At 42.1% G+C, this 10,852-nt stretch carries 14 protein-coding genes; 7 read left to right on the top strand and 7 right to left on the bottom strand.

The window, feature by feature from the left end; translation table 11 throughout:
• Positions 1–209 precede the first annotated feature (209 nt).
• The 3 genes from IM479_RS12510 to grxC all read right to left on the bottom strand — a co-directional run bounded on the left by IM479_RS12510 (position 210) and on the right by grxC (position 1,270).
• Entirely contained in the window at positions 210–392 is a 183-nt protein-coding gene (locus IM479_RS12510) for a type II toxin-antitoxin system RelE/ParE family toxin (protein ID WP_287686733.1), read from the bottom strand.
• 87 nt (positions 393–479) lie between these two features.
• A complete protein-coding gene (tadA, locus tag IM479_RS12515; RefSeq protein WP_287686735.1) occupies positions 480–968 on the bottom strand; it encodes a tRNA adenosine(34) deaminase TadA in 489 nt (162 codons plus the stop codon).
• Complete coding sequence (gene grxC, locus IM479_RS12520; RefSeq protein ID WP_002751734.1) at positions 953–1,270, bottom strand: glutaredoxin 3; 318 nt, start codon at positions 1,268–1,270, stop codon at positions 953–955. The genes tadA and grxC overlap by 16 nt, the downstream gene beginning before the upstream one ends.
• 32 nt (positions 1,271–1,302) lie before the next feature.
• Between grxC and IM479_RS12525 the strand changes: the two genes are divergently transcribed.
• The 4 genes from IM479_RS12525 (at position 1,303) to ccmS (ending at position 4,257) form a co-directional block, all read left to right on the top strand.
• Entirely contained in the window at positions 1,303–1,863 is a 561-nt protein-coding gene (locus IM479_RS12525) for a 5-formyltetrahydrofolate cyclo-ligase (protein ID WP_287686736.1), read from the top strand.
• 146 nt (positions 1,864–2,009) lie between these two features.
• Positions 2,010–2,327, top strand: a complete 318-nt coding sequence (locus tag IM479_RS12530; RefSeq protein WP_287686738.1) for a slr1957 family protein — start codon at positions 2,010–2,012, stop codon at positions 2,325–2,327.
• 228 nt (positions 2,328–2,555) lie between these two features.
• The gene (locus IM479_RS12535) at positions 2,556–3,569 is read left to right on the top strand and encodes an aldo/keto reductase (protein WP_287686740.1); all 1,014 of its coding nucleotides are present in this window, start codon (positions 2,556–2,558) and stop codon (positions 3,567–3,569) included.
• Between the two features lie 247 nt (positions 3,570–3,816).
• The gene (gene ccmS, locus IM479_RS12540) at positions 3,817–4,257 is read left to right on the top strand and encodes a beta-carboxysome assembly chaperone CcmS (protein ID WP_287686746.1); all 441 of its coding nucleotides are present in this window, start codon (positions 3,817–3,819) and stop codon (positions 4,255–4,257) included.
• Here the strand turns inward: ccmS and nagA are convergent.
• Positions 4,213–5,364 (bottom strand): N-acetylglucosamine-6-phosphate deacetylase, encoded by a 1,152-nt coding sequence (gene nagA, locus IM479_RS12545; RefSeq protein ID WP_287686741.1) that lies wholly within the window; start codon positions 5,362–5,364, stop codon positions 4,213–4,215. The two genes, ccmS and nagA, sit on opposite strands and share 45 nt — an antisense overlap.
• Positions 5,365–5,747: 383 nt before the next feature.
• Between nagA and IM479_RS12550 the strand changes: the two genes are divergently transcribed.
• From IM479_RS12550 to IM479_RS12560, 3 genes are all read left to right on the top strand, one after another.
• Entirely contained in the window at positions 5,748–6,542 is a 795-nt protein-coding gene (locus IM479_RS12550) for a metallophosphoesterase family protein (protein ID WP_287686742.1), read from the top strand.
• A gap of 78 nt (positions 6,543–6,620) precedes the next feature.
• Positions 6,621–7,439 (top strand): SirB1 family protein, encoded by an 819-nt coding sequence (locus IM479_RS12555; protein ID WP_287686744.1) that lies wholly within the window; start codon positions 6,621–6,623, stop codon positions 7,437–7,439.
• Between the two features lie 68 nt (positions 7,440–7,507).
• Positions 7,508–7,972, top strand: coding sequence for a VOC family protein (locus tag IM479_RS12560; RefSeq protein ID WP_286826328.1), 465 nt, complete (start codon positions 7,508–7,510; stop codon positions 7,970–7,972).
• On the opposite strand, the gene IM479_RS12565 is transcribed toward IM479_RS12560, so the two are convergent.
• The 3 genes from IM479_RS12565 to IM479_RS12575 form a co-directional block, all read right to left on the bottom strand.
• Positions 7,969–8,736 (bottom strand): TspO-related membrane protein, encoded by a 768-nt coding sequence (locus IM479_RS12565; protein ID WP_286826329.1) that lies wholly within the window; start codon positions 8,734–8,736, stop codon positions 7,969–7,971. The genes IM479_RS12560 and IM479_RS12565 overlap by 4 nt on opposite strands.
• 3 nt (positions 8,737–8,739) lie before the next feature.
• Positions 8,740–9,219 carry a 3-hydroxyacyl-ACP dehydratase FabZ gene (gene fabZ, locus IM479_RS12570; protein ID WP_012268022.1) on the bottom strand — a complete coding sequence of 160 codons (480 nt, stop codon included), beginning with the start codon at positions 9,217–9,219 and terminating at the stop codon, positions 8,740–8,742.
• A gap of 107 nt (positions 9,220–9,326) precedes the next feature.
• Complete coding sequence (locus tag IM479_RS12575) at positions 9,327–10,466, bottom strand: SpoIID/LytB domain-containing protein (protein WP_286826982.1); 1,140 nt, start codon at positions 10,464–10,466, stop codon at positions 9,327–9,329.
• Positions 10,467–10,852 lie beyond the last annotated feature (386 nt).

Genomic DNA, 10,852 nt, shown 5'->3' on the forward strand with positions numbered 1-10,852 from the left:
ATTCTTGGGCTGCCCATTTCTCCATTTTTTTGCTTACCTCCACCTTAATTCCTTCTTTCAAAACTATACCTATCAATCGTTTCCCCTTTTTTTAAGTTTCTTCTCTTTTTGTTAAGAAAGATCTGACTAATGGATAGCTTAATAAGGGGGGTGCTGATCCCCCCTGCCCCCCTTAATAAGGGGGGAATCTGACAACTTTTAACACCTACCTACTTATCCCCTTTTAAACGTTCTAAGCGGTTACTCGGCAATCCTGCCAATGCTTCTAGTGTATTAGCACTTTCTAAAATACGCAATCTTTTGATCGCTAATCGTTCAATCCCAGAAAACTTTTTAACCAACTGCTTATTATAAAGCTTTTCTGTATCTTTACATCGAAAGCTTTTAATCATGGGTTATTTTTTTTGTCTTTTCTAAGGCAACAATTTGATAAATTTAGCAAAATTTATCAACCGTCCCGATAATTACTCGAATGTCTCTCATCTTTTTTTCTCAAACCATGTTTGTAATAATTCCCCCGATTCCTTGGCTAAAATTCCCGCGATTACCGGTAAACGATGGTTAGAAAAAGGACTATCAATAAAATTAGCCACAGTGCGGATAACTCCTGTTTTCGGATCGTCAGCACCGTACACTAATAATCCTAGCCTAGCCTGAATGATTGCCCCGGCACACATGGGACAGGGTTCGAGGGTGACGTAGAGGGTACAATCATTTAAGTGCCAATTGCCTAACACTTGACTAGCGGCACGAATCGCCAGAATTTCGGCGTGAGCGGTGGGATCACGGTGTTTTTCCTTGCAATTAGCCCCTTGAGCGATTAAATTGCCCTGTTTATCCACGATAACCGCTCCCACAGGTACATCACCCCGGTCCCCCGCAGTTGCCGCTAAATTTAAAGCTAACTGCATCCATTGCCGATGTTTCTGATAGGCTTTTTCGTCAATAGACTTTAGATAGTCCCACATTTAGCCAGTAAATTATCTAATTTTTTCTGACCATCCAAAGCATACAAATCATCACAACCACCGATATGTTCATTGTTAATAAAAATCTGTGGTACACTGCGTTTACCGTTGGACCGTTCCGCCATGGCTTGACGAGCGCTTTCATCACCATCAATTTTGTATTCGGTGTATTTTACTCCTTTCCAACCCAGCAACCATTTGGCCCGAATACAATAGGGACAAGTTGCCCAAGTGTAAATTTCCACATTGGCCTTGATATTTTCGTTATAACGCCCAAAAAGTGAGTTAAATAGATTTAGCATCTTGTGACTACAGAAATATTTATCTCTATTTTATGAATTCTGCTACCAAAAAAGCCCAATTACGCAAACAACTAATTACCCAAAGACGAGCGCTTCCTAAGCATATTTGGCAAGAAAATAGTCAGCAACTTTGCAAAAATTTACAATCTTTACCTTTATTTCAGCACGCTAAAACCATTCTCGCTTACTTCAGTCATCGTCAAGAGCCGGATTTAAGTTCCTTATTTTGCCAGCACCATCGCTGGGGTTTTTCCCGTTGTGACGGAGATAGCCTGACTTGGCACTGTTGGACTGCCGACGATCCCCTAGAATTAAATCGTTATGGCATCTATGAACCAACAGCGATCGCTCCTCTCATTTTACCTGCCGAAGTGGACTTACTGTTAATTCCCGCCGTCGCTTGCGATCGCAAAGGTTATCGCTTAGGTTACGGGGGAGGTTATTTTGATCGTCTCCTACATTCCCCCGAATGGCAAGCTATCCCCTCGATCGGGATTGTCTTTGACTTTGCCTATCTCGATACCCTTCCCCTCGATATTTGGGACCAAAAATTACAAGGAATCTGTAGCGAGTCAAGAACCGAAATTTTTTAACAATTATTTCCCTATTCCCTTACACCCAATCCCCAGATATATTAAGTTTTATTGAATCCGATCGACGCTTAAGATAGCTTTGCTAGGATGAAGTTCACATCAGGAGATGTTTAAAGTAATCACTGGAAAAAGTTAACAGGGAAGCAATGAAACACTTTCACGAACCATGGATTCAAGAATGGTGTCAAGAAAACGGCTGGACAGAGCTATTTCTCGAACGCTACAGTAATTATTGGGCATTCCCTCCCAATGCCGTGATGCCAGAACCAATTCCCACCAAAGTGTTACAAAACATTAAGCGCCAAAAAGGTCTATCTCCTGCCGAAAAACTTTGGTTAGGAGTGGCGATCGGATTGACTGTAACAGCTTTAATTCTCTGTGTCATCCTCGCTTGTCCTATGCCTATAGTTCTCGCTTTCGCTTTTGATGCTGTCACCGCAGCGCGATTGGAAGTGGAATATTAAGCAGGCAAAAATTGAGCAGCAAAAACCCAAAAAGGGGGAGATTTTTCCGAAAGTCTTCCCCTTTACCGCTTTTTTCTGGACAGGGACGATCGATCTGTCTTGAATCAGTAATCGGTGATCAGTAGTCAGTAGGAGAATAGAATATTAAGTGAGCAGTATTCAATGGCAGTTTTCTGCTGTCTTTTTACTGATTACTGTTTACTGTTTACTGATCACTGAAAAGTCCCCATGTCCGAATCTCGTCGCTTACAGTTTACCCCCGATCTGGAAATTTGTCGTATTTTGAACGGAATGTGGCAAGTTTCAGGGTCCCATGGTTCGATCGCACCCCAAAAAGCGATCCCTAGTATGTTTTCCTATCTAGATGCCGGTTTCACCACTTGGGATCTGGCCGATCATTACGGTCCAGCCGAAGATTTTATCGGTGAATTTCGTCGTCAATTAGTCGCCCAAAGGGGCATTGATGCTTTAAATAATCTGCAAGCTTTCACTAAATGGGTTCCCCGTCCGGGTAAAATGACTAAGGAAATAGTCGAAAAAAATATCGCTATTTCCCTACGTCGTATGGATGTGGATAGTCTCGATTTATTGCAGTTTCACTGGTGGGATTATCGCGATAAAAATTATCTAGATGCCTTATATTTTTTAGGAGAATTACAACAGGAAGGCAAAATTAAACACCTGGCCTTGACTAATTTCGACACGGAACATTTAAAAATTATTCTCAGCGCCGGGATTAAAATAGTCTCCAATCAAGTCCAGTTTTCCCTGATCGATCGTCGTCCTCTAGCTAAAATGGCGCAATTTTGCCAGGAACATAACATCTATCTACTCGCCTATGGTACTCTAGCAGGAGGCTTATTAGGGGCAAAATATCTCGGTCATCCTGAACCCAATCCCATGAGTCTCAATACCGCTAGTTTACGGAAATATAAAAACATGATCAATGCTTGGGGAAACTGGCAATTATTCCAAGAATTATTAACCGTTCTTAAAGCGATCGCTGATTCCTATCATGTCACCATTCCTAATGTGGCAGTGCGTTACGTTCTCGAACAAAAAGCCGTAGCTGGAGCAATTATTGGGGTGCGTTTGGGTGTTGCTGAACATATCCAAGAAAATGCCCGTATTTTCGATTTTCAATTATCCCCCCAAGACTATCAAAAAATTGATCATGTCTTGCAAAAATCCCAGGATTTATTGCAGTTAATCGGTGATTGCGGTGATGAGTACCGTCGTTAACGAAGGCGGTCGGCAGGGGCAGGAGGCCGTTTTTGTAACGGGGATTTATGCCCCGCTCCCAAAACTTTTCGCCTTAAGGTGAGGTTTTAGTCCCGATTTTTTCGATAAGTAGGTAGGTGTTAAAAATTGTCAGCTTCCCCCCCTTATCAAGGACTGATAACTGATAACTGATAACTGATCACTGATGGCTGATAACTGATAACTGATAACTGATAACTGATAACTGATAACTGAAAAGAGGCTAATGATGAGATTTGAACAACCAATCCCCGATGATCCCGCTAATCAATGGCGCTATCAATTAGATCAATTCGTGCAGGAAAATCAACAGGAATTAGCCGGTTTAATGTGGGGTTTACTCTCGGAATGGGGAGAAGATGCCCAAGAAACCCTGGGCATCGATCTTAAACCCCAGCCCCATTTTGTCTGTTGTTCTAAGGAAGCTCTAGAGAAATTAAATCGCCAGGTTAATCGCAAAATTCAAGAGATGCTTGGGATTATTTATCGCTATAATCCCAGGGAAGAAGTGGCTATAGTCGCTATCGGTGATGGTCAGGTAAAATTGATTTATTTTCAACCCGATCTTTCCCCTCCTGAATGTTTTAATCGCCTCGAAGTGGATCTCGATACCCTCATTCAACAGTTAGAGGCCAAAATGCTGGCGGAAATCCAATCTTTCCCAATTTGATGCCGATTGCCAGCGCAAAAAGTTGGCAGGTTGTCCCACCGATAAACCCGCTAATCTGATCGCTTTTCTGGGGGATTCTGTCCCTAGAAGAATTGCTGTTTCTAAATCACATATTCCCCAGTTAACTAAATTGGCTACTCCTTGTAATAAGGGTAAGGTTGTTCCCGCTAAAGTACCGTCAAAAAGTCTTGCTGTTCCCTGTTTAACTTCAATTTCTCTCTCGTCCCAAGGATAGAAACCATCCCCTAAACCGATCGGTGCTAAAGCATCACTAACTAAGAAAATTCCTCGATGATAATTACTGGCTTTTAGTAATAATTCTATCATGGTTGCATGGATGTGTTGACCATCGGCAATTAACCCACAATACACATCGCGATTGATAATTGCTTCCCCTAATAACCCCGGTTGACGATGGTGTAAAGGAGGCATGGCATTAAAGGCATGAGTAACCATTTTTGCCCCCTGTAAAAAGGCTTTTTTGGCTATTTCTTGACTCGCTTGCGAATGTCCTAAACTGACGGTAATTCCTCGATCGCTTAGGTATTTAATCACCGTACCGCTACTATCTAATTCTGGGGCTAGGGTGATAATTTTTACGATCGATAAGTAGTTCCCAAAGAGTTTATCTACTGTTTCTATACTTGGTTTTAAAAGATATTGTCCCGGATGCGCCCCCCTTTTTTCATAGTTTAAAAATGGACCCTCTAAATGTACTCCTAAAACCTGGGCGCTCCCTCGATTTTCCTGTTGCTGTTTCTCGATATATTTGGCAATTACTGAGAGGGATTTTTGAAATTTCTCCACGGACGTGGTGACTAGGGTGGGAAGATAACCATCAATTCCTTGATTCCCCAGATAATCGCTAATCTTATCTAATTTTTCTAGATCTGTTATTTCTAAGTCAGGAAATGCTAATCCTAATCCTCCGTTGATCTGTAAATCTACTCCTCCTAACGATAGCCAATCCCCTTCCATATCGATAATCTTTTCCCCTTTTATCCTTCCCCCCATCTCCCTTATCCTCTCAATCTTTCCAGCAGCATTTATCTCTATTTGTTGTCGATCGTGATGGGCGGGAATTCTAGCGTTAATTAGGGTTATCATAGAAGCAGAAAACTAATTTTTTTTTATTATAATCTCAAAAAAAAACTTTTTTTTTGATGATGCTTGACAAGTGTGCATTTTTTTGAGATACTTTTTTATATAATGGGAATCTTTGCGTTTGTATTTGACTGCCCACATCCGATTGTATAAAAATCATCATAAAAAAATGATACCATAACCTGACCGCTCCCTGTCCAGAGATTGCAAAAATACTTTACAAAACAATCACATCCCCTTTCTGCCGCAGTTCCGGCGTTCCCCAAAACCAGTGACTGTCAGAGGGAAAGCTTTGTCCTATAATAAAATTAAGACCTTATAAAAACTCCTTTTTTAGCAATAAAAGAGTAGCAATGTCAGTATAGTCAGCGATTAGAGAGGGGTGTGTGTTGTTTAGAAAAATAGGGAAACAGACTCAAGAACCGCGTCGTATTATTATCGGAGATGTGCATGGCAGTTTTCAGACACTTTTGCGACTATTAAACCGAGTTGCTCCTGATAGTGAGGATGAGGTTTATTTTCTGGGAGATTTAATCGATCGAGGACAGCAGAGCTTGGAAGTGGTGGATTTTGTCATCAAAAATAACTACCAATGTCTTCTAGGAAATCATGAATATATGCTCTTAAAAGCTCTGACGGGAAAAGAAGTTCCTGAAAGATGGTTCAACGGCTGGATCGAGAGTGGTGGGGCGGCGACACTACTAAGTTATAATAACAATATACCCGCCGAGCATATCAATTGGTTCCAATCCCTACCCGCTTATTTAGACCTAGGAGATATTTGGTTAGTTCATGCGGGAGTACACCCAGAATATCCCCTTGAACAGCAAACAAACGAGCAGTTTTGTTGGATTAGAAATGAATTTCATACCATGACCCAACCCTATTTCAAGGATAAACTAATTATCACAGGTCATACTTTAACCTTTACCTTTCCCGATGTCAAACCGGGACAACTAGCTCGCGGCAGCGGTTGGCTAGACATTGAAACTGGGGTTTATCATCCTCAAAGTGGTTGGTTAACTGCTTTAGATTGGACAAATCAATTAGTTTATCAAGTGCAGTCTCAAAATAAAAATTGTCGCACGCTCCCTTTAGAAAAAGCCGTGGTTAATCTAGACATTGACAAGATTTCTCGCTACTCTTCCCAGCAAAGCTCATCTAAATCGCTGAATCTTTAATGGTGATCGGAAAAGAGAAGCGATAAAATCGGAAGGATCGGTTAAAATAGTTGATAATCTGATTAATACTCTTTGCTAATGACCCTTGCACTCTTATACCAAGCCTTCATCGAAACAATTCAACATCCTGACCCTGAGATAAATCTAGCTCGGGCAGCCCTACAAATAGCCAATTTTGAATATCCGCGCCTCAATATTGATCACTATTTAAATAGAATAAATTTAATGGCTGAGGAGGTAAAAAAACGTTTACCCGATAGATTATATCCTTTAAAAATAGTCAAGATTATCAATCAATATTTGTTTGAAGATTTACAATTTACTGGTAATACCCAAGAATACTATGACCCCCGCAATAGCTACTTAAATGACGTAATTGATCGCCGCACAGGTATTCCGCTCACTCTCTCGATCATCTATTTAGAGATTGCCAAACAGATCGATTTTCCCATGGTAGGAATTGGTATGCCGGGTCATTTTATTATCCGTCCCGATTTCGAGGAAGTGGAAATTTTTGTCGATCCCTTTCACGGTGGTGAAATCTTATTTAAACAGGACTGTCAAGAAAGATTAAGTCAAGTTTATCAACAGCCAGTTAAATTAGAAGAACATTTTCTCAATATTGCTACCAATCAGCAAATTTTATTACGTTTGTTGACTAATTTAAAATATATTTACCTGAATCGTCAACAATGGTCTCAGACAATTCGGACAATAGAGCTGCTACTTTTGCTCATTCCTAATCATCCCCTAGAGCTGCGCGATCGAGGTTTAGTTTACTATCAAATTGGACAATTTAGCCGAGCGCAACAGGATTTAGGCTTCTATCTCGCTCTCCTACCCAACGCTCAAGATGCGGAATCCATTCGGCAATTATTGCAAAAAATTAACTCTTAAGTCGACTGATTACTGATTACTGTTCACTGAAAAATCCCCCAACCCTTTACTGATAAATGATAACTAAGATGACTATTAGTCCTTCTGTCACCACGAAAAAACTCAAAATTGGTCAACTGCGAAAAGTCCATCATATCGCTTTCAACGTCAAAGATATGGAGGCTTCTCGTCATTTTTATGGGGAAATTTTAGGCTTAGAGGAATTAGTGGGGGAAAAAATTCCCAGTACCTTAAAAGAATTAGTTGCCCAGGGAAAAGTGGCCAATTTTATCACCCCCGATGGTACAGTAATTGACCTATTTTGGGAACCAGATTTAAACCCCCCCGACGACAATGCCGAAATCGCTTTTACCCGTGCCAACCATTTAGCCTTCGATATTGCTCCCGAATGCTTCGATTTTGCCCTAGAAGTGCTACAAAGTCAGGGAATTACTATTGCTAGTGGACCCGTGACCCGTCCGACTGGGAGGGGGGTTTACTTCTACGATCCCGATGGCTTTATCGTCGAAATTCGCTGTGATCCCGCATCTTAACGACTCAGAGGACGAAAACTGCGACTAAAAACCAGAAAAGTTAGGATAATCGCTAATATAATCGCCGTTATCGCAATTAGAGGCAGAGAGACCTGTTTAACAGCGATCGCCAAGAAAGCCCAGATAAACACCCCGATAAAAGCCCGATCTTTTCGGTTTAAACCGACTAAAATCGCGATTATTGCCCCGATAACCATGATTATCATCGTCCAGATACTAGGAGCAATTCCCCAACCGTTCCAGTTGGTCCAATCTAGCACCGAAGCGACGTTGACAATCGTGGCTACGGTAATCCAAGCGAAATAGATACTAATAGGAGCATTAACTAATAAACCCTGTTTACGATTGACAATAAAGCGATTAATTTCTAAGCGGAGATAAAGCCGGATGAGAGGAATTAAAATGCCTAGCATTGCCAGTAAAGACAGGATAAAAAAACGGGATTGAAAGAGAATTACCCAGAGAATCTGACAAGCACTAGCGATGGCTAATTCGTAGCCTAACCGACGCAAACGCGGTTCAGTTTTATTGAAAGCCAAAGCTTGGTAAATTCCCAGACTAATTAAACCCAGATAGATTAATCCCCAGATAGCAAAAGCATAATTAGCGGGAATAATTAAGACATCTTGAAAAACTGTATTCGAGATAGCCCCGATATTTTCGCCGTTGAGAGGGAAAATATTAGCGAAAATATTGGTGATAAAAGCCCCTAGAATAGCAAATAAATTTAGTTCTTGTCGGAGACGATCTCGATCAAAATTCATAGGTCAATCAAAGATGGAAAACATCATTTCGCCCTGAGCGGCCAATTGCCCATCGACTCTTGCTTCCCCTTGCATTTTAGCAATTTTATTCATCTTGAAGGATAATAATTCCACCGTCATGATTAATTGATCCCCTGGCACCACAGGACGACGAAAACGGGTTTTATCAATGCCAGCGAAGGCAAAAAATTTTCCTTTCATCCCGGGTAATTGGGTCAAAATCACTCCCCCCACTTGGGCCATGGATTCAACAATTAACACCCCCGGCATCAAGGGACGATTGGGAATATGACCGGGAAAAAAAGGCTCGTTGATCGTGACATTTTTTAGGCCAACGGCCTTTTGACCGGGTACATAGTCAATAATACGATCAACTAGGGCAAAGGGATAACGATGGGGCAGTAGTTGGCGAATTTCCTCGACGGTAAAGGTAGTTTTTATGACTGGTTCCAACTCGGTTAAGGCTTCGGTCACGATGGTCATGTAAGTCAAAAATTACAAGTGAGATCAGACATTATCTCATAATCAGTTATCAGTTATCAGTTATCAGTTTACTGTTTACTGTTTACTGGAAATGGCTGACAGCCTTTTTAATTGGGCATTTCAGTTAAACGAGCATTTTGATAATAATGGCTGAGAATGCGGTCATAAGTCACCCCTTGGTCAGCGAGGGAAAAAGCACCCCATTGACTTAAACCGATCCCATGACCGAAACCGCGACCATTAATGGCAAAAGTACCGTTATTAGCTGAAATCGTGAATAGGGTACTACGCAGCTCCAGTATTTGCCGTAATTGGGTATCAGAGATTAATTTAGAGCCTTGATCGCCCACTACGCGCATTCTAATCACTCGTCCGTGGGGAGTGGTCCTTTCGGGAGATAGCGATCGCACGCGACCAACACCACCGATTAAACGGCCTAATTCACTGGCGCTAAAGTTTTTTGACCATTGAAATACTGGTGCGACCTGATCGTAATCGACGACACCGCGCAGGTAGGGTAAGGGGGAATTCCAAACATCCTCGACATTTTCCGTATGGCCTCCGGAGGAGGAGTGAAACACCGCTAGAATCGGTTTGCCGTTGAAGCTCATAATTTGTCCGGCGGTGGCATTAACCGCCTCCTGGGTGCTAGTAAACTCGCTTTCTAGACCCTTATAAACTTGGGTGCGGGTGGTAGTACCGAGATCGTAGATGCGATTGCCGGAAGTATTCATTTGGTAGAGAGCATAGGTGCGCGCCGCCACGGATTGGGCTTTTAAGGCCTCTTGCGGCCAGGAGGGAATCGCTTCCGCACCGACGACACTATAGAGATATTCCTCTAAATCGACTAAATTTAGGGCTGTCACCCCAGAACCTTGCCGAATGAGCCTTGTACGTCCTCGATACCAGCGATCATTAATCCAGACGTAACCATCATTCCCTGGTTCGATGATCAATTGACTGGCCTGCCAATCGGCCAAACCCACCGCTTTTCCTCTGGGATTAGCATTGAGGGCATTCATGGCGGTCAATTCTCCTAAGACTCTGCCGGCCCCATCTTTCACCACAGCATCGGTGGAACTGCCCACGGAGACGGCACTAACACCTTTACTGATGGCAATGCGTAATTCGACAGCAGCCTGGACTGGGGCGATAATCAAAGCCCAAAAAACTAGGACGAGCCAGCTATGGGCAGGCAGGCGCTGCAGGTAACTACCCAGCAGCCTTGCTGTGTGTTTATTGGTCATGGGGATCGAACTCCTCACACAATCGATCGATAATCAATTTTACCCAGACTGGGACTTTTTTGCTACTCCAGTTCGGAAAAATTTTTCCCCTGTCACTTTTTCCCGATTGTCTGACAATTTTTCTGTCCTCTGACCCCCTGAATCGGCAAATTGCCCTATTTTGTCCGATTAATCGGGATTTATTCGGGTTAGTCGATTATTTTAAGTAGATAGGTGTTAAAAATTATCATATTTCCCCCCTTATCAAGGGGGGATTAAGGGTAGGGCTGTTTCATTCTCCCATCAGAATATCAAAAGTAAAAGCGATCACTGTCAGGTAAAATGAAAAGTGACCGCCAACTTTTAAAATATATGTTGAGCTTAATAGAAAAACTGAAACAAGTCAA

The sequence above is a fragment of the Microcystis sp. M165S2 genome (assembly GCF_020245885.1).
Classification (GTDB): Bacteria; Cyanobacteriota; Cyanobacteriia; order Cyanobacteriales; family Microcystaceae; genus Microcystis.

Excerpts from the sequence above, each read along its gene's own strand:
- IM479_RS12510 (WP_287686733.1), bottom strand. The coding sequence starts at position 392 with ATGATTAAAAGCTTTCGATGTAAAGATACAGAAAAGCTTTATAATAAG.
- tadA (WP_287686735.1), bottom strand. The coding sequence starts at position 968 with ATGTGGGACTATCTAAAGTCTATTGACGAAAAAGCCTATCAGAAACAT.
- grxC (WP_002751734.1), bottom strand. The coding sequence starts at position 1,270 with ATGCTAAATCTATTTAACTCACTTTTTGGGCGTTATAACGAAAATATC.
- IM479_RS12525 (WP_287686736.1), top strand. The coding sequence starts at position 1,303 with ATGAATTCTGCTACCAAAAAAGCCCAATTACGCAAACAACTAATTACC.
- IM479_RS12530 (WP_287686738.1), top strand. The coding sequence starts at position 2,010 with ATGAAACACTTTCACGAACCATGGATTCAAGAATGGTGTCAAGAAAAC.
- IM479_RS12535 (WP_287686740.1), top strand. The coding sequence starts at position 2,556 with ATGTCCGAATCTCGTCGCTTACAGTTTACCCCCGATCTGGAAATTTGT.
- ccmS (WP_287686746.1), top strand. The coding sequence starts at position 3,817 with ATGAGATTTGAACAACCAATCCCCGATGATCCCGCTAATCAATGGCGC.
- nagA (WP_287686741.1), bottom strand. The coding sequence starts at position 5,364 with ATGATAACCCTAATTAACGCTAGAATTCCCGCCCATCACGATCGACAA.
- IM479_RS12555 (WP_287686744.1), top strand. The coding sequence starts at position 6,621 with ATGACCCTTGCACTCTTATACCAAGCCTTCATCGAAACAATTCAACAT.
- IM479_RS12560 (WP_286826328.1), top strand. The coding sequence starts at position 7,508 with ATGACTATTAGTCCTTCTGTCACCACGAAAAAACTCAAAATTGGTCAA.
- IM479_RS12565 (WP_286826329.1), bottom strand. The coding sequence starts at position 8,736 with ATGAATTTTGATCGAGATCGTCTCCGACAAGAACTAAATTTATTTGCT.
- fabZ (WP_012268022.1), bottom strand. The coding sequence starts at position 9,219 with ATGACCATCGTGACCGAAGCCTTAACCGAGTTGGAACCAGTCATAAAA.
- IM479_RS12575 (WP_286826982.1), bottom strand. The coding sequence starts at position 10,466 with ATGACCAATAAACACACAGCAAGGCTGCTGGGTAGTTACCTGCAGCGC.